The 25,006-nt window shown below is 40.7% G+C and carries 19 protein-coding genes; 12 read left to right on the top strand and 7 right to left on the bottom strand.

The window, feature by feature from the left end; all coding sequences use genetic code 11:
• Positions 1-26 precede the first annotated feature (26 nt).
• Positions 27-947 (top strand): DNA-binding transcriptional regulator DsdC, encoded by a 921-nt coding sequence (gene dsdC / locus C9J48_RS02345; protein WP_006231279.1) that lies wholly within the window; start codon positions 27-29, stop codon positions 945-947.
• A gap of 86 nt (positions 948-1,033) precedes the next feature.
• On the opposite strand, the gene C9J48_RS02340 is transcribed toward dsdC, so the two are convergent.
• The 4 genes from C9J48_RS02340 to C9J48_RS02325 all read right to left on the bottom strand — a co-directional run bounded on the left by C9J48_RS02340 (position 1,034) and on the right by C9J48_RS02325 (position 5,512).
• Complete coding sequence (locus C9J48_RS02340) at positions 1,034-1,576, bottom strand: hypothetical protein (protein ID WP_006231280.1); 543 nt, start codon at positions 1,574-1,576, stop codon at positions 1,034-1,036.
• Positions 1,577-1,946: 370 nt separating this feature from the next.
• Positions 1,947-2,942, bottom strand: coding sequence for a 2-hydroxyacid dehydrogenase (locus C9J48_RS02335; protein WP_006231283.1), 996 nt, complete (start codon positions 2,940-2,942; stop codon positions 1,947-1,949).
• Between the two features lie 124 nt (positions 2,943-3,066).
• Positions 3,067-3,567, bottom strand: coding sequence for a response regulator (locus C9J48_RS02330; protein ID WP_006231284.1), 501 nt, complete (start codon positions 3,565-3,567; stop codon positions 3,067-3,069).
• A 10-nt stretch (positions 3,568-3,577) separates the two neighbouring features.
• Positions 3,578-5,512, bottom strand: a complete 1,935-nt coding sequence (locus C9J48_RS02325; protein ID WP_006231285.1) for an ATP-binding protein — start codon at positions 5,510-5,512, stop codon at positions 3,578-3,580.
• Positions 5,513-5,698: 186 nt separating this feature from the next.
• Between C9J48_RS02325 and C9J48_RS02320 the strand changes: the two genes are divergently transcribed.
• The 8 genes from C9J48_RS02320 (at position 5,699) to udp (ending at position 17,017) form a co-directional block, all read left to right on the top strand.
• Complete coding sequence (locus tag C9J48_RS02320) at positions 5,699-7,009, top strand: DUF945 family protein (RefSeq protein WP_006231286.1); 1,311 nt, start codon at positions 5,699-5,701, stop codon at positions 7,007-7,009.
• A gap of 276 nt (positions 7,010-7,285) precedes the next feature.
• Complete coding sequence (locus C9J48_RS02315; RefSeq protein ID WP_006231287.1) at positions 7,286-7,702, top strand: CBS domain-containing protein; 417 nt, start codon at positions 7,286-7,288, stop codon at positions 7,700-7,702.
• A gap of 318 nt (positions 7,703-8,020) precedes the next feature.
• Positions 8,021-9,427, top strand: coding sequence for an MATE family efflux transporter (locus C9J48_RS02310; RefSeq protein ID WP_242610855.1), 1,407 nt, complete (start codon positions 8,021-8,023; stop codon positions 9,425-9,427).
• Between the two features lie 530 nt (positions 9,428-9,957).
• Complete coding sequence (locus C9J48_RS02305) at positions 9,958-11,373, top strand: SLC13 family permease (protein ID WP_006231289.1); 1,416 nt, start codon at positions 9,958-9,960, stop codon at positions 11,371-11,373.
• A gap of 23 nt (positions 11,374-11,396) precedes the next feature.
• A complete protein-coding gene (locus C9J48_RS02300; RefSeq protein WP_006231290.1) occupies positions 11,397-12,722 on the top strand; it encodes an ATP-binding protein in 1,326 nt (441 codons plus the stop codon).
• Positions 12,723-12,732: 10 nt separating this feature from the next.
• Positions 12,733-13,206, top strand: coding sequence for a response regulator (locus tag C9J48_RS02295; protein WP_006231291.1), 474 nt, complete (start codon positions 12,733-12,735; stop codon positions 13,204-13,206).
• A 163-nt stretch (positions 13,207-13,369) separates the two neighbouring features.
• Positions 13,370-15,856, top strand: coding sequence for a zinc/cadmium/mercury/lead-transporting ATPase (locus C9J48_RS02290; protein ID WP_006231292.1), 2,487 nt, complete (start codon positions 13,370-13,372; stop codon positions 15,854-15,856).
• Between the two features lie 393 nt (positions 15,857-16,249).
• Positions 16,250-17,017 carry a uridine phosphorylase gene (udp, locus tag C9J48_RS02285; protein ID WP_006231293.1) on the top strand — a complete coding sequence of 256 codons (768 nt, stop codon included), beginning with the start codon at positions 16,250-16,252 and terminating at the stop codon, positions 17,015-17,017.
• Positions 17,018-17,211: 194 nt separating this feature from the next.
• Here the strand turns inward: udp and C9J48_RS02280 are convergent, their stop codons facing one another.
• Positions 17,212-18,384: a Card1-like endonuclease domain-containing protein gene (locus C9J48_RS02280; protein ID WP_006231294.1), complete on the bottom strand. Its 1,173-nt coding sequence runs from the start codon at positions 18,382-18,384 to the stop codon at positions 17,212-17,214.
• Positions 18,385-18,887: 503 nt separating this feature from the next.
• On the opposite strand from C9J48_RS02280, the gene treR reads away from it, so the two are divergent.
• From treR to treC, 3 genes are all read left to right on the top strand, one after another.
• Positions 18,888-19,838: a trehalose operon repressor TreR gene (gene treR, locus C9J48_RS02270; RefSeq protein WP_006231296.1), complete on the top strand. Its 951-nt coding sequence runs from the start codon at positions 18,888-18,890 to the stop codon at positions 19,836-19,838.
• A 230-nt stretch (positions 19,839-20,068) separates the two neighbouring features.
• Positions 20,069-21,511 (top strand): PTS trehalose transporter subunit IIBC, encoded by a 1,443-nt coding sequence (gene treB, locus C9J48_RS02265; RefSeq protein WP_181320792.1) that lies wholly within the window; start codon positions 20,069-20,071, stop codon positions 21,509-21,511.
• A gap of 75 nt (positions 21,512-21,586) precedes the next feature.
• On the top strand, positions 21,587-23,269 hold the full coding sequence (gene treC, locus C9J48_RS02260) for an alpha,alpha-phosphotrehalase (protein WP_006231298.1): 1,683 nt from the start codon (positions 21,587-21,589) through the stop codon (positions 23,267-23,269).
• A 143-nt stretch (positions 23,270-23,412) separates the two neighbouring features.
• Here treC and C9J48_RS02255 read toward each other — a convergent pair whose 3' ends face one another.
• Positions 23,413-24,060, bottom strand: coding sequence for a LysE family translocator (locus C9J48_RS02255; protein ID WP_006231299.1), 648 nt, complete (start codon positions 24,058-24,060; stop codon positions 23,413-23,415).
• Between the two features lie 429 nt (positions 24,061-24,489).
• On the bottom strand, positions 24,490-24,966 hold the full coding sequence (locus C9J48_RS02250; RefSeq protein ID WP_373456031.1) for a DUF302 domain-containing protein: 477 nt from the start codon (positions 24,964-24,966) through the stop codon (positions 24,490-24,492).
• Positions 24,967-25,006: the final 40 nt, after the last annotated feature.

The raw sequence follows: 25,006 nt of genomic DNA, 5'->3' as shown, positions 1-25,006 counted from the left end.
TCTTTCTTGTGCCATTTTGAGGCATTATGCAACTACCTAAATTAACGGGTTCTGTACTTTCAGGGCTTCATTGCTTTCTTATCGCAGCAGATCAAATGAGTTTCACTCGAGCAGCAGAAGTTTTGTGCCTGACGCAAAGTGCTGTTAGCCATAAAATTAAGAACCTTGAAGATAGTCTAGGGGTGAAGCTATTTATTCGACAGCCAAGGAAAGTAATGCTGACAGATGAAGGTAAACGCCTAAAAGCTGTGGTTGCTCAAAATTTTGGCGACATAGCACATGAAATTCGTGACTTGAAAACGCTGGAGTTAAGCGGTGATTTTAATGTGTCAGCACCTCCTACATTTGCACAGACGTGGTTAATGCCACGTATTAAAAGCTTTATCGATAAATACCCTGCATTACGTTTTCATCTTCGTACCCGTAATGACTTGATCGATTTTCAAACGGAAATATTTGATTGCGCAATTTATTTTGGACATGGTAAATATGCAGGCCTACATTCAGAAAAGTTAATGGATGAAAGCATGCTTCCGGTATGTACGCACGAATATGCGCTTAGGTACAATTTGTATGATCGTCCTGATAACTTAGTCATGTGTATGTTGCTTCATGATGCGGCGCCTTGGGCAAGGGCGGGGCGTAATGATGAATGGCAATATTGGGCACAACGACAAGGGATAATTTTACCTGAAGTTGGCTGTACTTTTGATCGTTCAGATTTAGCGCTACAAGCAGCCGAAAGGGGAATTGGTGTAGCTATGGGTAGAATGTCATTTGTCGCAGAGCAACTAGCAAATGAACGGTTAGTGATACCTTTTGATATGCCCGTGAAATCACCATTAAGCTATTACGTAGTTTGCCGACAAGATATGAAGTCTTCGCCACGAGTGAAAGCCTTCCAAGATTGGCTGGCAGATGAGATTGCTAGCAACACTTCCATGTAACTTATAACAGATAATAAAAAAGTCCTACTATAGGACTTTTTTTATTCATCATTTTACTCGTCAATGTAAGCGAGTAAGCATAGACGTTAGAACTTAAAGCGTGTTGTCAGTAAAACAGTGTCACCGTAAGTGTCGTTAAAACGGCCTTCAGCACCAATAGAAAACAGTTCAGTGGCATGGAAACGACCGTAGATTGCTCCGATGACATTATCATCATCATCGATACTTGTATGCCCGATTAAACCACCAACTTCAAGTTGTGGACCAAGCCATTGACGAACACCAATGTTTACTTCCATTCCTACTTTACCGCCTGAACCATCGTGCTTTTCGCTTTTTTCATTACGAAGTTTCAGTTCACCAGTTACGTCTGCCCAGTTATTAATTGGGGCATGGAAGCCAACACCAGCCGCTAGGTTCCAATCGCTATCAAATTCTGTATCAACGCTAGCAAGAATGTGGGCGTTTGGGTGAATTGATTTACTGAAACCAGCACCATAAGTTAGCGGGCTAATACCAATACGAGCTTCAGCGTAATCGTAGCTAAAGTTACTCATTGTTGATGAATTTGCATGAGCAACTGAAACAGATGCTAATAAGATGCCAGTGGCACAAAGAATTTTACGCATGAAAGAGGTCCATGGAGGCATAAATATAATGGATATTATTTTAATGGACAAAGATTATCAATAATAGATTATTAATGCATTTAGTTGAAAAAATGATAGGTGTGAGGTTAAAAATGCAGCAAAAGTCACAAATGAATGTGATTTACGGCATGATTTACCTTATATACAAACACTTTAATATAAATATTAATGATAAGAATGAATAAGATATTATTCCTTAATCGTGAAAGGTAATAGTTTAAATAGTTTGGGTGTCAATTCGATTATAAAACGTAAAACAGGAAGTCATATCACTTCCTGCCTTTTATTTCTAAGCTAGCTTAATATGTTCGCTTAGGCTGTTTGTTTGACCCATAGCGAATATATTGAGTTACTTGTTAATAAGTTCATTGCCTGACAGGGTATTACGATCAAATATTAAAATATTATTGAGCGTTGTATCAGCAATATTACCTAGCGCTTCTTCTGTTAAAAATGCTTGGTGTCCAGTGAATAAGACGTTGTGGCATGAAGACAAACGTCTAAATACATCATCTTTAATCACATCATTTGATTTATCTTGAAAGAATAAATCTTGTTCATTTTCATAAACATCAATACCCAATGAACCAATTTTACTGGCTTTTAATGCTTCAATAGCATCAACAGAATTAAGTAGACCACCACGACTTGTGTTGATAATCATCACACCATCACGCATTTGGTCAAAGGCATCGGCATTGAGCATATGATAATTTTCTTGGGTCATCGGGCAGTGCAAAGTTATCACATTGGCTTGGCGGTAGATCTCTTCTAAAGTGGTGTAAGTGACCCCTAAGTCAATTGCAATAGGGTTTTCATACGGGTCGTAAGCGAGAATATTCATGCCAAACCCTTTAAGTATTCGAATTGTCGCAATACCTATTTTACCAGTTCCAATCACCCCCACTGTTTTGCCATGGAAATTGAAGCCTGTTAAACCTTCCAACGAGAAATTAGCGTCACGAGTACGCTGGTATGCTCGGTGAATACGACGGTTTAAACTCAACATAAGCCCAAGAGTATGCTCAGCAATCGCTTCAGGAGAATAGGCTGGAACACGAACAACTTGAATATTTAGTTTCTCAGCAGCATCAAGATCAACTTTATCAAAACCAGCACAGCGCATCGCAATAAGTCGAACACCGTGGTTGGCGAGATCTTGAAGTACAGGTTGGCTTAAATCATCGTTTACAAAAGCACAAACAGCATCGAACCCATGCGCCATGATTGCCGTTTGTTGGGTTAAACGGAAATCAAAATATGTCAGCTCATGCTGATAATTGGTATTTATCAATTCAAAGGATTTTTGGTCATATTTTTTAGTGCTAAAGACTGCAACTTTCATAAGGCTACCTTTTGGATCACTGTTATTCAATCGGATTAGTCAGCGAATACTTGACTAACCCGACAGGTTATTCTTTGTGATCAAGATAACACTTTATAACGGTTTCTAAAAGTTTGTATGACAATTAAATATCAGATAAAGATAACCGATTGTCGCTTAGTGCCTGCATGATACGTTCAGTATTAAGCACCCTGATCCATGGCATTAAGTCTTTTTCGTTCTCAATGACATAGGTGGTTAATTGATCAATAACTATTTCTTTTAATTTGTCGCCATTCCAAGGCTTTGAGACATAAAAATCGAGGCTAGCATTATTGACTGCTTGTATTGTTTCTTCTAATCCAGCTTGGCCTGTCAATAATATTTTACGGGTTTTTCTTGTTTCAGGCTGTTGCTTTAATTCAATTAAAAAATCGATGCCTTTTTCGCCCGGCATTATGTGATCGCATAAGATCAACGCCAGCGGTATATGATCAGTAATGGCATCGGCAAGTACTTCTTTAGCTTCATCGACAGATTCAGCTGCTTCAATCATGAAGTGCTCTTCGAGTATGGCAAGATCATGAAATACGCTGTCTAACACTTCTCTTTCATCATCAACGCATAGGATGAGGTATTTGTTCATATGCTCTCCGTTAGCTGCTGTGGTTAATGGGCAGCGTTACAATCATTCGAGTGTATTTATCGAGTTCAGAGTCAACCCGAATTTCTCCATTATGTTGGTTGATTATTTGTTGGCAAACCGACAAGCCAATACCTAGCCCGAAGTTTCCTTCTCGTTTAGTGGTGTAATTCAATTCAAAGATTTTTTTCTGTTGTTCTAGAGGAATACCTTTGCCATTGTCTTCGATAACAATATCCATCAACTGCTTATTACTACCGGGTGTAAATTGGGTTTTGATACGAATTTCACCTGGCTCAGTAACGGCATCTAAAGCATTTGCAATGAGGTTAGTCCACACTTGCTGTAGGGCAATGGGTTGGCAGGTAAAAAGAGGGAATTGGGTATATTCTTTAGTCACCTGATGGCGCTTTAAACGGTTCTCAAAAATAACCAAGGTATCTTCTAATCCTTCATGAATATCAACGGTATGGGTACTTTCATCATCTTGCCTAGCATAGCTTTTTAAGCTTTTGACTAAATCAGCAATACGCTGTGCGCAAACATTGATCGAGCGTAGGAAGTTACCCATTTGGTAATAGTTTTCCCATTCGCCCATTACTTCTTTTAATTGGTTCTTTTGCGGCAATAACCAATCAGAAAGGTGTTCATGATCATCAATACCCATCTGAACCACTTTACGTGCGAGTTGACGATCACCCAGTTGGCTTTCTAATTGTCTAGCTCGTTGGCGAGTTTCTGATGTAGATAATGGCCTTGATTGCATTGCTTGTTGCAGAATATGATTACCGCGTCGTTGGTTTTCCTGATTGAGCTGAGATTCAGTGAGCTTGCCGATAGTTTCTTGAAGTGTTTCACTGCCTCTTAAAATAGCCGATACCGGGTTATTCAGTTCATGTGCAACACCTGCCACCAACTGACCAAGAATAGCCATTTTTTCTTGTTCAACAAGTTGTAGATGAGCATTATCAAGAGATTTTAACGTTTGTTGTAACTGTAGCTCCGTTTTTATACTGCCTTGTAGGCGACGGTTAAAATTACGTAATAGAAGGTTGGTAAAAAGAGGGAGTAACTCATTACGTGAATTCATCACCTTGGTAAATAACTGACGATCAAGCTTGATTACATCTGTCTTCCCTAAGGTGATACCCGTTGAAAATGAAGCTTCTCCGGTTACAAAAGACATACCGCCGACTAAATGCCCTGCACCTACGCGAACAACTTCATGTTTGCATCCCTTATCATCCTCTTTATATAAAGCGACTTCTCCTTGGGTAATTAACCAGAGGAAATTATTCGATGTGCCTTCTTTGGTTAATAAATGCCCTTTGCTGTACGTTCGGCACGCTCGGCTTTCATCATTGCCATTAAAAAAGTCATGCAAAGCATCAGCCACTTGTTTTGCAAGTGTATTGTCGTCAAGGCTATTGGTGTTTTGAATAAAACCTGAGCGAAAATTAGACATTTGGCGATCAATATGAGCTTTTAGAATACGACGATGATCTAAGGTACGGCTGTATTGCAACCAATCTTCTTGGGGGTTTTTAAGAATGTATGTCGTTAATTCTTTAACTAATACACGATTAAACTCTCCTCTATTCCAAGGCTTAGTGAGGCAATAATTTAGCCGTCCTTCATTAACAGCTTGCATAATGGTATCAAGCTGAGGTTTATCATTGAGGAGGATGGTTCGTGCTTTTTGGGTTACAGGGTGTTGGTCTAGCTGAATAATAAAATCAACGCCATTCTCACTGCCTAGCTCATTATCACAAATAACCATTGCTGCGCGTTGGTTATTTTGTGCGATAAATTCAAGCGTGTCATGTGCTTCTTCTATGCTTTCTGCACTAATAATATCGAACAGGTTAGCAAAGGGGACAAGCTCTTTGCTTAACTGTTCAATGATCCTTGGATCATCATCGAGGCACAAAATGACAAAACTATTCACCCTTATATCCTTATAAACTTCATTGGCTTTAAAAGTGTAGAATAATTCGCCATATTGGACTGAGAGGCATCTAGCAAACCTGTAAACTATTATCTCTTTAGTGTTTGATTCATAGGGATATCGATACCTCATTACTGCTGTTTGTAATAAACTAACTGGGTTTATAAAACTATTTTAGGAAGTGATATGTTGAAGAAAGCGGCTGCCGGTGCGGGTGCAGTGCTAATTGTACTGTGTTGGCCTTTTGCAACTGGTCAGGTTGGAGAGCGAATTTATCTGGATACAGTCGGAAAATATGATAGCCCTTATGTAAGTATTACCAGCGAAAGTTACGATCGTGGTTACTTATCTTCTGATGTCGTTTCTCGTGTTGAAATTAAAGATGCTTTTAAGCCTTTCTTTGAAGAAGAAGGCTTGCCAACTGTTTGGCATATTGATAGCAAAATGACGCATGGCGTATTTGGTATATCATCTGAAAGTCAGTTAGTACTTGATGATGATTTGAAACCGATTGCTGCTGAAATATGGGGAAAAGATGTTTCACCTATTACTTTTACCGCTTCAACAGCACTTACACGTAAAACTGATTTTACGATCACGGTTAACCCTATGTCATATGTTGAAGAATTAGGGGCAAAAGCGGATACCAGTGCGCTAGTACTTAAAGGGGTGGTAGATGCTAAAGGGTATGGCGAATTTGAATATGCCTTACCAGAAGCGAAACTTACTACGACTGCAAATGAAGCCATGGTGCTTACTGATTTATCAGGTAGTGCTAAAGGGATACTAGACGGTCAATTCTGGATTGGTAAGCAGGATTTTGCATTAAAAAGCGTTAGCTTTGTTGATCAGATAAATGAGATGCAAGTGTCTCTTGAAGACATGCGCGTTGGTATGAGTAATGTATTAACGCAAGCTGATGATAAAGCATCTGATACTAACGACCAGATAATGACGAACACCAACACTGCGACGATTGGTAAAATTGTCTCTTTAAATGGTGATGAATTTACCAATCTTAATTTCAAGTTAGCATTCTCGGACTTAAATTACTCAGCGCTAAGCCGCTTGGGCGATATGGCTGATGATTTGAACGAAAACATGACACAAGCTCAGGCGCAAGAAGCGGCGTTAGCACTTGATTTATTGGTTGCTAAAGGCTTAAAGGTTCAACTTGAAGATTTAAGTGTTACAGCACCACAGGGTGATGTGAGCAGTAATATTACTTTAGATATTGCCCCTGGCCTTGCTCGCGCTTCTGAAAATATGGCTAAAATTTCTGAAAAACTATCGGGTCAAATTAATCTTATTTTGCCTCAAGCTATTGTAGATGAAGATCCGATTCTTTTGGAAAGAGCAAAAATGATGGAGCAGGGTGGCGTGGTAGTACTTGAAGACGGCAACTATAAACTTCAAATGCAAATCAAAGGTGATCAAATTGTTTTAGCATCGGGTGATCAATTACCGATTGCGATGCTGATGATGTTATTTATGTAAGCACTTTGATGATACCAAGTATCGTTGCGGAATAATGGCATAGTACATGCAGGATCCTTTCTGCTGTCTAATTACTAGATAGCAGAAGGGCTTTTTTATAAGTGAAAAATAGATATTTCATTGAGCGATAGTTTTTAACTATCAATAAAATTACTTATTTCGATTTAGTAATTTCAAGGAAATAGACGACACTTAGTTTATCGGAGCAAGTATCCGGCAATAATAAAAAAGCTCGTAACTTGTTTATCTTGTTATAACAATAGGTTTGGGGGATGTATGGAATCATTAAAAGTAAAAGATTATATGAATAGCCGACCAGTCACATTTGATAAGCATATGTCGCTATCGGTCGCGCTTGATAAACTGCTTACTGCTAAGCAGATTGGTGGACCTGTAATCGACGAGCAAAAACGAGTGGTTGGTTTTTTGTCTGAACAAGATATGATTCATAAGCTATTGAAAGTGGGTTATCACTGCCAAGATACACACAATGTCGATGACTGTATGCGACCAGATGTACTGACTGTTTCGCCTGAAGATTCAATTATCGAACTCGCAGAAGTAATGTCTGGTCAAAAACCAAAAATTTATCCAGTCATTAATAATGGACAATTGGTTGGGGTGATTACTCGTCGTGATGTATTAACGGCCATCAGTACCCAGATTGGTGAATGCTTTAAGCACCCAGTTTGATTTTAAGTCTATGATTACTAAAATACGTTAAGGAGGCGCTTTATGCGCCTTTTTTAGGATCGACAATGTAACACCAATCTAGATAAATACCTGATCGTCCTTGTTGGTATAAATTGCTAATATCAATTTTACCAAGTAATTATTTGACCATTTACTGAACCAGAATGGTATCAATCTATTGAACAGTAAAGTGCCATTAACTATAAAAAGAATGGAGTGTATGTGGCACAAACGTCAGAAGTGAAAGACTCATCAAATAAAGCACATAACACGCACGCAAAGTTTGTGACTGGCTCACCCATGCGCCACATTGTCATTATGTCGGGTACTGGGGCTGTGGGTTTAATGGCGCTGTTCTTGGTTGATCTACTCGACATGCTATTTATTAGTATGTTGGGCGAGGTTGAGCTTGCGGCTGCAATTGGTTTTGCGGGTACATTAGTTTTCTTTTCGACATCTGCTTCTATTGGTACCTCTATTGCGGCTGGTGCACTTGTTTCAAGGGCATTAGGGGCACAAAAACGCGATGAAGCCAGAATACTAACCGTCAATGTAATGATATTTGCCTTTATCATCAGTGCAATTTTAGTGACGATTATGCTTTGGCAACTGCCTGTATTATTAAGCATGATTGGTGCGAAAGGGCGAGTAGCTGAAGTGGCTACCCAATACTTGGTTATCTTACTGCCAAGCGCCCCTTTAATTGCGATTTCTATGTCTGCGGGGGCAGCACTTCGTGGAGTTGGAGATGCCCGACGTTCTATGGTCGCCACATTAATTGGTGGCGGTGTAAACGCAATATTGGACCCAATATTTATTTTTGGGCTATCAATGGGGGTGCAAGGGGCGGCAATTGCATCGGTTTTTGCGCGTTTAGCGGTAATGGTCTTCTCGCTCTACGCTGTTATTTACAAGCATAACCTAGTGGCAAAGCCAGACTTTAGTATCTTTAAATCATACATCCCAACCATATATAAAATTGCTTTTCCGGCCATATTAACGAATACCGCAACACCAATCGGTAATGCAATTGTTACCAGTAATATTGCGCAGTTTGGTGAGAATTATGTTGCGGGATACGCCGTGATTGGTCGAATTATGCCAGTATGTTTTGCGTTGGTGTTTTCTTTATCTGGTGCAGTAGGCCCTATCATAGGGCAAAACTTCGGTGCAGGCCATTGGGATCGTATTAATCGCACGTTACGCGACGCGATGTTATTTACCTCTCTTTATTGTGTCTTGGTATCAGTCGTATTGTGGCTAGGGCAAGATTTACTTATAGGTATGTTTAGCCTAAAAGACGATTCTGCCGAAATTGTGATGATTTTTTGCTCTTTTGTGGCAATTACCTTTATTTTTAATGGTGCATTGTTTGTGGCAAATGCTGCTTTCAACAACTTGAATCGTCCTACATGGTCAACGGCATTGAATATGGGTAAAGCAACCATTGGTACTATCCCATTTGTAATTCTTGGCGGTCAAATTGCTGGTGCTGGTGGGGTATTAATGGGACAGGCGGTAGGCTCTATCGTCTTCGGTATCTTGGGGTATTTTTTGGTGATTCGCCAAGTGAAAAAAATGGGACACGATCACGAACGTAAACAGCAAGAATTGGAAGTACTAGAGCCAAGTGTACCAATGACACCATTTTGTTCTTCTCGTACCTATATGGCATCAGAAGATATATTGGAAGAAACATTCAGCAAGGAAACTAAACCACAATAACGGTTACTGATATGCACATCTAACAAACATTGCTGCACCAATGTAATGAATTAAATCGACCCAAGCGCCTTTAACACAATTTGTTGAAGGCGTTTTTTTGTTGAAGGTACTTTTATTTATATAGCGCCCCATAATGGTGATGTAAGTCACGCTTTGGTTGTATTTGTGATTTAGGTCTTCATTATCGTTGGTTTACTCTCTTAATCCTTTGTATATGAACAGTCGGAACTATAACTCTTTAATTAAAACTTACTTACATTTCACGAAATAATTGATCTATAACGAAGAAAAGTAGCCCTTTTACACTCAAAATGAATACTACTAAAGTCTTAGATTAGTTGTTGATTATGGTTAGATTATCAAATCAGCAATGAAACACAGCTTTTCAGAGTCATTCCACCAACAAGAACGACTGTTTGTATGCGCAATGCCAATGTTGTATTTACTCAAAAATAACAAACAGCGACAAAGGAATAGACCGAAGTTGTGAACAACAGATTCATTTTTTGTTTTAAGGGAATAACATCATTATGCGTCAGTACATCCGGTACATAGTACCAATCTTAATTCCACTCATAATTCTATTGTTGCCAGCGTCAGCATTTCCTGTTGAAGGGCTTACTGTTGTCCAACAACGTGTTATCGCTATTTTCTTACTGGCTGCATTATGCTGGGTGCTTGAACCGATCCCTATTTATGCGACATCTGTGGTTATCATTGTACTTGAGTTGTTATTGCTTTCCGATAAAGGGCTGTACTTGTTCCGTCAGGGCGAGGGGCAAGCTCATTTTGGTGAATTATTAGTCTCTAGCGACATTATGGCAACGTTCGCGAGCCCTATTATTATGCTGTTTTTAGGGGGGTTTTTCCTTGCAATGGCGGCAACCAAATACCGCCTTGATGTTAACCTTGCACGTGTGCTGTTAAAGCCGTTTGGTACCCAGCCCAAATATGTCATGTTCGGACTGATGTTGATCACCGCTATTTTTTCGATGTTCATGTCGAATACCGCCACCACGGCGATGATGTTGTCTATTCTCGCACCTGTCATTGCATTATTTGGCGTGAAAGATCCGGGTAAAATAGCCTTTGCACTTTGTGTGCCTGTCGCTGCGAATATTGGTGGTATTGGTACGCCAATTGGCACCCCGCCCAATGCGATCGCGCTGAAGTATATCTCAGAAGATAACATGATCTCGTTCGGGGAATGGATGTTCTTTGGTGTGCCTTTTGTCGCTATCTTACTTGTATTTGCATGGTTTCTTATCAACTATCTTTACCCTGCAAAGCAAGAGAAAATTGAACTGACCATCAAAGGTAAATTCCTTAAAACGCCGAAAGCAATCACGGTATACATTACTTTTGGTTTAACTATTATATTGTGGTTAATGGGTTCATCGCATGGTATGAATTCTTACACTGTTGCACTTATTCCTGTCGCAATATTTTCATTAACAGGCATCATCAATAAAGAAGATCTGAAGAAGATTTCTTGGGATGTGCTTTGGTTAGTATCTGGTGGTATTGCACTTGGTTTAGCACTTGATCAAACTGGGTTAGCTCGTCTTATGGTGCATAGCATCCCATTTGATAATTACTCGCCATATGTTGTGTTAGCAGGGGCGGCGGTATTGTGTTTATTGATGGCCAACTTCATGTCTCATACGGCAACGGCTAACTTGTTAATGCCAATAATGGCGGCGTTAGGCACATCCATGACTTCACTCACGCCATTGGGTGGTGAAATCACACTTATTCTAGTCGTTACTTTTGCCGCTTCTCTTGGTATGTCTTTACCTATCAGTACGCCACCAAATGCGCTAGCGCATGCGACAGGTCATGTTCAAAGTAATCAGATGGCACGAGTCGGTGTCATTATTGGTATTGTTGGTGTGCTAATGAGTTTCGTGATGATTTGGTTATTACACCTTATCGATCATATTTAATAAGTGCTTAAAGGGGTGTATTAATGCATCAACCGAAGGCTTTACAGCGTATTGTCGATGTTTACTTTAGTCACAGCGCACGAACGGTTTCTGTTCGCGCAGGTACTCAGGTCTTAAAGCAAGATGGCTTTAACGACAAATTGTATTGGGTTAAAAGGGGAGAGCTATCTGGGTCTCTTCAAAATGAAACCAGTGGTCTTACGGCAAAAGTTTTTCGTGTTGAACAAGGCATGTTTTTTGGTGTGCATAGTTATTTTGCGCAAACATTGGTGGCATCAACCACAGTAATTGCAGAGAAAGACAGTGAAATTGCGTGGATTGATTTAAACACTCAACCCATTGAGCCTGAAATCTATGGTTCACTGGTTGAGCAGTTTATGCCTGTGATGGTTCATGAATTAGCGCAGCGCCAAATGTTGACTGGGTTAGAAGCAATAGAAAAAGAACAAGCATTACAAACACTGTATGCCGCTGAACAAATGACCACGCTAGGTCAACTTGCTGCTGGTATTGCTCATGAATTGAATAATGCCGTGGGGGTATTAAGCAGTAAAACGGAAGGTGTTCAGAATGCTATTTGTCGTTTTCTGGAAGAAAATAAGCCAGAAGTATCACCTTTTTTAGACTCGGGTATTTGCGATGGACAATCTGCAACATCTGCTGAAGTTCGCAAGCGAGCGAAGATCCTGCAAGATATGTATCGATTAGACCGTGACCAAGCTCGACAATTAGCCCGAGCTGTACCACAAGGTGATATTCCTGATTCATGGCTTACCAACTTAGATGAAGCCTTACAGTATTGGGATATAGGGCGTGACCTTCATGACATGCGTCTAGCCGGTAAACATGCCGCAAGTATTGTACGTTCCGTTAAACAGCTAGGGGGGAGTGATCAAGCACGTCAGCCAGATGTTGACGTGAATGACACCATCCATAAGTCTTTGGCTTTACTGCAAAGTAATTTACGCCGTGTAAATGTCGTATTGCGACCAGCAGTGCTGCCAACCATTAATGCAAGTGTGACTGAGTTAGTACAGGTGTGGGTTAACATCATTAAAAATGCCTGTGATGCAATGGAGTATACGGATAATCCGCATATAGAGATTATTACCCGCTGCTCGAAGAATCGACTATTAATCACTATTAGTAATAACGGGCCAGTTATAGAAGAAGTGACTCGTAGACAAATTTTCCAACCAAACTTCACCACCAAAAAAGGAGGTTTGTCGTTTGGCTTAGGGCTGGGGTTATCTATTGTGCAACGTATCGTACAGAGCTACGGCGGTACGATTGCACTTAAAAGTGATCCAGAAAAAACAAAATTTCGAATTAAGCTGCCTATTGCGTAGAGGGACGGTTATGGAAAAGTTAAATATCATCTGTGTAGATGACCAGAGAGAAGTGCTTAGCGCTGTACTTAAAGATTTAGCACCGTTAAATGATTACTTTCATGTTGAAGATTGTGAGTCGGCTGATGAAGCGTTAGAGCTAATGGACGAATTAGATGCAGAAGGCGAGTTTATCGCTTTAGTGATCTCAGACCATGTTATGCCTGGGAAAACCGGTGTCGAGTTACTAACCGAAATATCACAAGACTCACGTTTCCTCCGTACCAAGAAAGTATTACTGACAGGGCAAGCTACCCACCAAGATACGATTGCCGCAATAAACCGTGCTCGTATCGAAAGTTATTTTGAAAAACCGTGGAAAGCAGAAGTTTTACTAACATCGGCACGTACTCTAATCACAGAGTATATATTTGATATGGGGTTAGACTACCAACCTTGGACTGACATATTAGATAACGGCGTTATCTTTAGGCGCTTACGCTAGTTATACTTCTTGTTAATATTCAAATCCTTATAAACAGTAAAAAGCCAAAATAAATTATTTTGGCTTTTTTGTTGACCTTAGATTCAACTCTAAGGTTTATAGTTATTGCAGGTGGAAAAGCCCACCAAGCTAGAATAAAAATAGTGATTAAGGAGAGTGACCTATGTGTGCTCAATGCAATAATAAGAAACCACATATCCATAGCATTAAAGCTACAGCAGTACAGAGTAACTCTGTTCAAGTAGAAGCGTGCACATCAACCGATTGTTGTAGTACAACCAATACAGCAACTGTTGTATCAACTGAAACAGAAAATAATGGTGATGGTGATTCAAATACTGAAGGCCCTGCTTCCAGTTCCCCTCATCTTCATGATGTTTCGCCTACTCATCAGCATTCGCATTCAAAAGGTGAACAGCATCATCATCAAAGTGATCTTGTAAGTGAAAGCAGCTGTTCAACATCTTGCTGTAGTACATCTAACGTTTCGTTAGAACAGCAGAAAGATGAAGAAAAAAAGTTTGAAGAACAGTTAACTCAATCAAATTTAGGGCATAGCCAAAGCTGGAAAGTGCTCGGTATGGATTGCCCAAGCTGTGCCAGTAAACTTGAGAAAGCATTAATGACACTTGATGGTGTCGAACGTGCCAAAGTGATGTTTGCAACAGAAAAGCTGGTGGTGAATTGCCAGTCAGCCGATATGGTAGAAGCGATTGAAGCCAAAGCGAAAAAAACAGGGTTTCAATTAGTTACTGGGCGTAAATCACAACAAAAACAAGAAAAGCCTCATTTTATAAAGCAAAATTTAGCGGTCATTACCATTGCAAGCATGATGGCGGTGTCATTTCTAATAAGCCAAGTGTCTGAACCGATGGGCTTAATCGCGTTCACTCTGACCAGTATTTTAGGCTTATTCCCAATAGCTAAAAAAGCTGTTGTATTAGCTAAATCAGGCACACCATTTTCGATTGAAACCTTGATGAGCATTGCAGCCATAGGTGCATTGTACTTAGGCGAAACCGCCGAAGCGGCAATGGTGTTGTTGTTATTTCTTATCGGGGAACAGCTGGAGGGGTATGCTTCAGCCCGCGCACGTAGTGGTGTAAAAGCATTGATGGATCTTGTGCCAGAAGAAGCGACGGTTATTCGTGCTGATGGTACAAGAGTGAAGGTTGCTGCTGAAGATTTACAGAAAGGTGATGTGATTGAAGTGGCTCCAGGTTCGCGTTTGCCTGCGGATGCACAGTTACTTGATATTATTGCTAGTTTTGATGAAAGTGCACTCACGGGCGAATCAGTTCCGGTTGAACATATTCCTGGCGAGAAGGTAATGGCTGGCTCACTAGTGGCTGACAAGGTGGTGCGCTTAACCATCATTTCAGAGCAAGGTGAGAACGCCATTGATCGGATTCTACATTTGATTGAAGATGCAGAATCACGTAAAGCCCCACTTGAGCGCTTTTTAGATCGCTTTAGTCGCTGGTACACCCCAGCAATGATTGTGTTTGCCGCATTGGTTATTGTGATTCCACCTTTGTTGTTCGCACAGTCTTGGGATGAGTGGATCTACCGAGGTTTAACATTACTCTTGATTGCGTGCCCATGTGCATTGGTGATTTCAACGCCAGCTGCGATTACATCAGGTTTAGCCGCCGCCGCACGACGAGGTGCCTTAATTAAAGGTGGTGCAGCGTTAGAGCAGCTAGGTCATATTGAAACTATTGCGTTTGATAAAACGGGAACACTCACGCAGGGTAAACCTGTAATGACAGACCTTGTAAGTTGGGATGGCAACGACGATAAACTGTTGGCGCAATCTGCTGCGGTTGAAATGGGTTCATTACACCCTCTAGCAATGGCTGTGGTAAAAGCAGCACAAGATCGTGGTTTAACGGTTATTGAAGCGGCAGAACGTGAAGCATTACCTGGACGTGGCATTCAAGGCATTATAAATGGTGAGACGGTATTGCTCTGTGCTGCAGACAGATTAACCGAATCCGTTGTATTGACTAACGGGCAAAACGATCAAGTATTAGCACTAGAGGCACAGGGCAAAACATTAGTTGTAGCGGTACGAGATGGCATTGCTGTTGGTATTATCGCATGGCGTGACAACTTACGTGATGATGCCGCTCAAGCGGTATCGGCACTGAAGGCTATGGGTATAAAGACAGTAATGTTAACGGGGGATAACCCACGTGCGGCTGCCGCCATTGCGGGCGAGATTGGTATTGAGTACCGTGCTGGCTTGTTGCCTGCTGATAAAGTGACGGAAGTACAACTTGCGAATGAAAAATCGCATGTTGCCATGGTCGGTGATGGTATTAATGATGCGCCAGCAATGAAAACGGCTTCGATTGGTATTGCCATGGGCGGCGGAACAGATGTGGCTTTAGAAACTGCAGATGCAGCGCTTACCCATAACCGTTTATCAGAATTACCGGTGATGATTGAGCTATCTAAAGCGACATTAAATAACATTCGTCAAAATATTGGGTTGGCATTAGGTCTGAAAGCCATTTTCTTAGTGACAACGTTATTCGGTTTAACTGGATTGTGGGTGGCTGTTTTAGCTGACAGTGGTGCGACTGCATTAGTGACGTTGAATGCATTAAGATTGCTTCGCTTTGAACCAAAAAACAAAGTCTAAGTAAACTGAGTGAAAATTCAGTAACCGCTATCGAAGTAACTAATTAATATAATTAAGCCCTCTATCTTGAAAAAGGTAGAGGGCTTTTCTTATTTATTGTGCCGATAAAATGTATTACCTACTTTTTGTGATGTTTTATTTTTGTGATATTTAGCACGTGCAATCGATTTGGTGTGATCTGTGTCGCTCTTTGGTGAGATATGTAATTAGGTGTCTTTTATTAGTTGTGACCTTGGTCACTCAAAAGTACGGTTCTATAGGCTATCGTTACTTCGTGTTTTGAGAGTGTTCAAATTGTTGTAACAGATTTGAATACTGCCTAAACATTACAATATTATTAATAAACCTCTGATTCCCCTATGCAGAGCCATAAACAATAACAAGGATATGATTATGTCTGATATTACAGTTTTCCATTTAGGTGTGACAAAAGCAGATCTCAATGGCGCAGAATTAGCAATTATTCCTGGTGATCCAGCGCGTGTAGAAAAAATCGCAAATCTAATGGATAACCCTGAATTTTTAGCAAGTTCACGTGAGTACACATTGTTCCGTGGTGTGCTTGACGGTAAAACTGTAATTGTTTGTTCTACAGGTATTGGTGGTCCGTCTACTTCTATTGCAGTAGAAGAGCTAGCACAGCTTGGTATTCGCACATTCCTACGTGTTGGTACAACAGGTGCGATTCAGCCACATATCAATGTTGGCGATATGATTGTAACAACAGGTTCAGTACGTTTAGATGGCGCAAGCCTACACTTTGCACCTATGGAATTCCCAGCAGTAGCTGACTTTGATGTAGCAACTGCAATGAAGCAAGCTGTTATAGAAGAAGGCGCAACAGTACACACGGGCGTAACGGCTTCAAGTGATACGTTCTACCCAGGTCAAGAGCGTTACGATACATTCAGTGGTCGTGTTGTTAAGCGTTTCCAAGGTTCAATGCAAGAATGGCAAGACATGGGCGTGTTGAACTTCGAGATGGAATCAGCAACGCTATTAACTATGTGTGCAAGTTCAGGTCTACGTGCAGGCTGTGTTGCGGGTGTTATTGTAAATCGCACTCAGAAAGAAATCCCTGATCACGCGTTATTAAAAGCAACTGAAATGCGTTCAATTAAAGTGGTTGTAGATGCTGCTCGTCGCATGTTAGCTGAGTAAGTGATTACTTGAGTGTTGTACGCGTAATTTAATAGTTAATGAGTACGACACGATTTTAAAAACCGATGCTAGCGCATCGGTTTTTTTATGTTTGTTATCTTTAGAAGTTCGTATTAGAAGTATAAAAAAGCCACTGGCAGTGGCTTTTTGAACATTGAGCTGTTAGTAAAATTAAGTGCTAGTGAAATAAAGAATTAGGCTATATTGTGGTCGTGCGGCTGGCCACCTGCACCTTTTAACCAGTTGTGCAGGTGAGTTTGTAATTCACTTAACTGATCAGGGCCAATAATCGCTAAACCTAAATCTTGTGCACGAACTAAATCGTGATGACGTAATGGGCGGAAACTCACCAGCATTGCTCGAGCTTGTAAGCCGCCAAGTAGGTCACGTAATGATTCCAGTTTATAGAGCGTATCATCACCGTCGTCACGCATGCCTTTCGTTTTACATTCAATAATATGCAGTTTGTTATTAACCAGTGTTGCCACATCGAGTTCGTTACGTACTTCACGATCCCCAATCTTACGGTAAACTTGTACACCTAATGAATGGTCTTGAATAGTTGGTAGTTCATTTTGTATTGCACGAACCGTACTATGAACCAGGTTTTCTAACCACTCACCATTTGCAAAACGACGGGCTTCTTCGTGTTTAAAAGTAAGAATACCATTTTCGTAAGTCGCTAAACCAGTTTCATGCAAATCATTAATTAGCATGCCCAATTCTTTGTAGCCTTGTTGTTTTTCGCTTAAAGCAACATCCAATTTTTGTTCTTTACGGCATGTTGTCGCGAGGTAATTCAGTGTGGCCAGTCCTGGCCCTAATTCTAACGCCGAACCCGCCCAACGCTGCCCCAAATCCCATAGTTGGTCATTGAGTTCATCGGTTACTGTTGTTTCTGGTAGCTCACAACGCGCACCAAATATTGTTAAGTAATCGCTTAATTGAATGCGATCCTCAACCTGCTGCTGTTCGCGATCAGATGGGTATAACCAGCACATCTCGTCACTATAAGGTTCGATAACATAGATCGGCCAATGAAACGTACGGAACACTTCATAAGCAGACAGTAAACGGTGACGTAATCCACAGCTCGCGTTAAACCATACTTCTTGATGATTCTTTTTTAGATCATCAGCTAAAGCATTTAGTCGTTCGCGAAGGCAAGTAATATTAATTGAATCTGGTATTTCAAAAAATTCAGCATCAATATTACGTGGCGTCAGTATGGATGCGAGGCGTTCATATTGTGCTTTTTGGCTGGGAGTGCCAATAAAGATCATTCTATCGGCGGGAATGCCGTGATCAAGCAAAGGGGTGATCAACCTAACGGGGTCTTGATCGATAATGCCAACGTGAGTATTCATAATAATCCTTGGTTTTGTACCCTGTGTGCATTAAGAGAAAAATGGAAGAGAAAAATGCTGCACAAAGTTGTTTTTATTTATTATCACTAAAAGATATGGGTATAGCGCTAGAGCTTTTCAAGCTATCGCAGATCTTAAGCCTAATTTATCGTACAAAATACAACTTATCTGATGTTGCTTCCTTTTTTGTTTGGATATTGTCAGTTTTTTGCAACGCCGAACAAAAATTGGTGGCATACATCGATAACGCCTACTTAAACGTTTTTACTCATATTTAGCCTAAGCACATACTATCAAAGTAATATTGTTATTTTACGGTACTTTTATAAGACTATACCTTTTCGTAATAGTTGCGTTACCGTAGGTATGAGTGTCGATAAAAAAAGCACTTTTAACGAAAAAAGTGGATGGATGAAGCGTTTTTCATCGTTGATAACAAAAAGAATTGAATTATCGATGCCGACGGTGACAATGAAACTGTTCTTATAAGCCAGAATGAATTTATGACTAGAAAACTCACCATTTTAGATATTGCAAAGTTAGCAGGGGTTGGGAAATCCACCGTTTCGCGTGTGTTAACCAATGATCCCAAAGTGAAGATTGAAACCCGAGAAAGAGTTGAACAAGTCATTCAAGAATCAGGTTTTGTGCCGTCTAAATCAGCCCAAGCGATGCGAGGGGGCAGTGCGAAAGTGGTGGGAGTTATTATCTCGCGGCTTGATTCTCCCTCAGAGAACAAAGCGGTGAGTGGCATTTTGGATGTGATTTATGCGGCGGGTTATGATGCCGTTATTATGGAAAGCCAATTTAGTACTGAAAAAACCAATGAACATTTGTCAGTACTGCAAAAGCGCAATGTAGATGGGGTGATTTTATTTGGTTTTAGCGGTTGTGATTTATCAGTTGTTGAAAGTTTGAATCACAAAGCCGTTGTTATTGCGGTGGACACCGGGCGGATCTCATCTGTGGGTTACGACAACTATGGCATTATTGAGCTGGCAATGGCGAACCTTCAACAGCAGGGTAAGCAGAACATTGGTTTTATCGGTGTTGATCCTAGCGATAAGACGACAGGTTTAATGCGGCTAAATGCGTATATTGAATATTGTGAATCTGCCAACATTGAACCGAGTTATCAGACTGGCCAACTTAGTCATGAAAGCGCTTATGAACTGACAGATCATGTGCTTAAGCCTGAAACCGAAGCGATTGTGTGTGCAAGTGACACGTTAGCGATGGGAGTGGCGAAGCGTTTACAAGAATTAGACCGCAGTGATGTATTGGTTTCTGGTGTGGGTGCAACGGATTTATTGTCATTTATATTTCCTAATACCTTCAGTATTGATCCTGGTTATTATGCAGCGGGTAAAGCGTCTGCCTCCTTACTTATCAAGCAACTCGCTGGTTGCCATGAAGTTACACACCTCACGCAAAAAGCCATGATTGCTCAATAGATTTTGTATTGAGCTTCTTCCTAAGGCGACGTTAAGCCATAATTATATAAATACGAAGAGTGAAAAATCGCTTTCTCTTTGTGAACTCCTTCACGTTGTGGGAATGTTCCCATTTCATGTTCGCGAGTGTTTTGCCATTATAATGACCGGTTAATGGGAATGTTCCCATTAAGTTAAAACCAAAGATAAAAATAAGCTAAGCGTACCCTCACAACATAATGGACATTGGCATGAGTAAAATAAATCGACAGCATATTGAGCGTTTGGTTGAACTGATTGGCGGTGCAGGCAATATTGCCAGCGTTAGCCACTGTTTAACCAGATTGCGTTTTGTTCTTAACGATACAGAGCGAGCAAACGTTAAAGAGATCGAGAAAATTCCTGCTGTGAAAGGGTGTTTCACCAATGCGGGACAGTTCCAAGTGGTTATCGGCACTGAAGTTGATGAAGCCTATAAAGTGCTATCCGACATAACCGGAAATGCAGGAGCATCAAAAGAAGAAGCTAAGGTTGCCGCTCGTCAGAACATGAGTCTGCTTGAAAGAAGTATTTCTCACCTTGCTGAAATTTTTGTTCCTCTATTACCGGCAATCATTACTGGTGGTTTGATTCTTGGTTTCCGTAACGTCATCGGCGATATTCGCATGTTCGATGGCAAAACCTTAGTCGAAATCAGTCAATTCTGGTCAACCGTTCATTCATTCTTGTGGCTGATTGGTGAAGCGATTTTCTTCTTCCTACCTGTTGGTGTGTGTTGGGCTACGGTGAAAAAGCTTGGGGGGACGCCTATTCTGGGTATTGTGCTGGGTGTCACTCTGGTTTCGCCTCAGTTAATGAATGCTTATATGATTGGTAAAGAAGTACCAGAAGTATGGGATTTCGGCTGGTTTGTGATAGAGAAAGTGGGCTACCAAGCACAGGTTATTCCGGCAATTTTCGCCGGTATGGCATTGGCGTTCATAGAAACTAATCTTAAACGTATTATTCCTTCTTATTTGTACTTAGTGATTGTGCCGTTTATCTCTTTGATTCTTTCCGTTATTTTAGCGCACGCATTTATTGGTCCATTCGGTCGTGCTATTGGCGATGCTGTAGGTTATGCCGCTAAAGTTGCAATGACAGGTGACTTTGCCGTTCTTGGTTCAATGGTTTTTGCCTTTTTCTACGCACCATTAGTTATTACGGGGATCCACCATACAACCAACGCAGTGGATTTACAGTTGATGCAAGATATGGGCGGTACACCGATTTGGCCTCTTATTGCATTATCAAATATTGCTCAAGCCTCTGCGGTTGTCGGTATTATTTGGATCAGCAAAAAACACAATGAACGTGAAATTTCAGTGCCTGCCGCTATTTCTGCTTTCTTAGGTGTGACTGAGCCTGCGATGTACGGCATCAACTTGAAATACAAATTTCCAATGTTAAGCGCAATGATAGGTGCAGCTTTAGCTGCGGGTATTTGTGGCAGCGCGGGCGTGATGGCGAACGGCATCGGTGTGGGCGGTTTACCGGGTATTTTATCTATCCAGCCACAATATTGGACTGTCTATCTTATCGCTATGCTAGTGGCCATGGCTGTGCCAATGACCTTAACGTTATTGCTTTATAAGCGTGCCCAAGCCAAGGGCGATATAGAGCCAGATGATAAGTTACAGGCTGTGGCTAACTAATACACCGTACTTTTCTATAACTATGTAAATTGTTGGGCAGCGTTCTGCTGCTCAATACTCTCCGAGTAAATAAGCATGATAACAGAGCATAATGAATGGTGGCGCACAGCGACTATTTACCAGATTTATCCTAAAAGTTTTTGTGACAGCGGATGTCAGGGTACGGGCGATATTCAAGGGATTATTTCAAAGCTCGATTATCTTCAAAAGCTAGGTGTTGATGCGATTTGGTTAACCCCGATTTATTGTTCACCGATGATCGACAATGGCTACGACATATCTGATTACTATAATGTGAATCCAGATTTTGGCACCATGAGCGATTTCGATCAGTTATTAGATGAAGCGCATCAAAAAGGTATCCGTATAGTTATGGATATTGTGGTCAATCATACCTCGACTGAACATGCGTGGTTTAAATCAGCACTAGGTAATAAACTAAGTCCATATCGTGATTACTATATTTGGAAAGATCCGGTTAATGGTGCAGAGCCAACGAATTGGGCATCTAAGTTTGGTGGTAATGCATGGGCACTAGATGAAGCAACCAATCAATACTACCTGCATCTTTTTGCGAAAGAACAAGCCGATTTAAATTGGGAAAACCCAAAAGTTCGTAATGAAGTAAAAGAGGTCATTAGTTTCTGGGCTGAAAAAGGGGTTGATGGCTTTCGTTTAGATGTGATTAATTTAATCTCTAAACAACAAGATTATCAAAATGATCTCGTTGGTGATGGGCGCTGTTTCTATACAGATGGCCCGCGTGTACATGAATACCTCAGAGAAATCAGCGAAAGTGTTTTTCAAAAATACGGTTCAGTAACCGTGGGTGAAATGTCGTCGACAACTTTAGAGCATTGTCAGCAGTATTCAGCGAATGACGGTAAAGAGTTGTCTATGGTGTTTAATTTTCACCATCTAAAAGCGGATTATGAAAATGGTGAAAAGTGGACCAAAGCACCGTTTGATTTCCTGCAACTTAAGCAGATTTTTAATCATTGGCAACAAGGCTTAAATGGCAAAGGGTGGGGCGCTTTATTCTGGTGTAACCATGATCAACCCCGTGTAGTGAGTCGCTTGGGTGATGACCAGCAATACCGAGTCGAGTCAGCCAAAATGCTCGCGACGTCTATTCATATGATGCAGGGCACGCCGTATATTTATCAAGGTGAAGAGATTGGTATGACCAATCCCGCTTATACCTCGATTGAACAATACCGTGATGTAGAAAGTACAAATATGTACGACATTATGGTAAATCAGCAAGGTGTAAGTGAAGCGGATATGCTTGCTATTTTGGCGCAAAAATCCCGAGATAATTCTCGTACCCCTATGCAATGGGATGCTTCCGAGCAAGCAGGATTTACCCAAGGTAAACCGTGGTTAGCTGTTGCAGAAAACTACCATGAAATAAACGCGCAGCAAGCTGTTGATGACCCTAATTCTGTTTTCTATTTCTACCGTAAATTGATTGAATTACGTAAAGAGATTGCAGTGATAACAACGGGAGATTACAGCGATTTAATGCCAGATAACATGCAGCTGTTTTGTTATCGCCGTGAGTCAGAACAACAACTGCTTGTTTGTATTAACAATTACTATGGTACTGATATTGAGTGTGATCTACCGTCTGATATTGATGCTATTCAGGGGCGTTATATCTTAGGTAACTATGAAGGGTATCAAGATCGAACAGCAAGCCAAACGATACGACTAAAACCGTATGAATGCTTGGTGCTGTTGATAGATAAAGCGTAAATCTTTATTCGAGTGATTCACTGTATCTAAATATGTATCTGACTGGGGTATATATAAAAAAGGCTTTAATTTGCTCTAATATAGAGTGCAGTTAAAGCCTTTTTTTGTGGAGGTTCAGATCTTAAGCTCTATTTTCAATACAGTCAGCTTATTGCGGGTGTTGGTACCTGCGATGCTAATAGCCATATTGCCAGAATGAAAAAGACTAAGCCCATCACTTTATGTTGATTAGTGCGGAATTTTTCATTTTTTAACAAAGATTTACCAAGGCTTCCAACCATAGATACTAAGAATAAATTGAAGATTAAGCCCAGTACATTCAATAGTAAACCGAGAACCAGCATTTGTTCGCCAGAGGTTGCTGTTGAGTGCGTTGATACAAACTGCGGTAGAAACAAGACAAAGAAGATCAAGGCTTTGGGGTTAAGCAAGTTACTGATAACAGCTCGGCGATACAGTGTTTTTGCTAAACCTGTTTGCTGTTCTATCTCTGGTGCATCGGCTGGGTTAGTACGCATGCAGTCCCAGCCCATTTTTAATAAATAAGCGCCGCCTAATAGGCGTAATACTTGTAATGCGATTGGGTTCATGGCGATTAACGCAGATACACCCATTGCAGCCAGTAAAGTCAGCACTAAACCTGCTGTCGCATTCCCAAGGCTTGCAAAGATCCCTACTTTTTTTCCGTAGCTTAAGCTAGAGCTGGCGATAAGTAACATGTCGGGCCCAGGGATCAGTAGTAGAGCAACAACAGCGGTTAAATACACAGGAAGAATAGATAAATCAATCATAGTTCGCGAGTCAGTTTCAGAGTGAAGGGCTGAATTTTACAGCTATAGGGATATATTTAAAGCTATTGTTTAGGATAACTGGCGTTAATTACTATATATCTTCTTATTTTTGGTTTTTGTTACTAGTGGGAGGTTAGTGTGTAAGTATTTTGATCTAATTGTTGTATGCCTGTCAGCAATGAAGAGGTGGAATCATTACTGTTTTCATTGTGATCCCTATCGGTATAAAGAAAAATTTTGAATATCGTATATACATAACAGACCCCTTAAACTAAGGTCGTTGTAGTTGGTGGCTTATGAATAGAATTGAAGTAGGTCACTTCATGTTGGTTGATGACGTTATCGTGTATGCTGCGTTTAATTGCTGATGAAGTAGATGGGCTGTGGTGCATTTATCATCACAACCATCCCTACAACAGAACGAGGACTTTAGGGCATAGTCGCCGCTTTTGAAAAGTTGGCTAAGGCCGTCTCTATTTTGGTAACTATTTCATTACAGCCTTTAATATTGTGTCTTTTAACTAAATAGTCAGGACTATTATAGGTTAACCAAACTTGCCCTTTTTCGTCTTGGCTGATCAAGGCTTTTTGAGGCAAATCTATTGCAGCACTTTGACTACACTGCATTAAAGGTGTTCCCACTTTAGGGTTGCCAAAAATAATGAGCTCTGTAGGGCGTAATACCTCACCAACATGTTTAGCCCCCGCTGAATGATCAATTCTAACGAAAACCGTCATGCCTTTATCATTCAATATCTGTTCGAGCTTATCTGCAGTGACTTTTACATTGTGTGAGCTTTTTACACTGATTAATCCATTGTTAGCAAAAGCCATGGTAATCGTGAGAGTGAATAACGCTGCGCTCAATAGTGTTTGTTTTATTATTTTTTCCATTCTGCTTTTCATCGTCAAACCATCCTGTTCAATGTTATTTATCTAAATAACT

This window comes from Photobacterium profundum (genome assembly GCF_003026285.1).
Taxonomy (GTDB): domain Bacteria; phylum Pseudomonadota; class Gammaproteobacteria; order Enterobacterales; family Vibrionaceae; genus Photobacterium; species Photobacterium profundum.
This window is presented reverse-complemented; position numbering and strand designations above follow the sequence as displayed.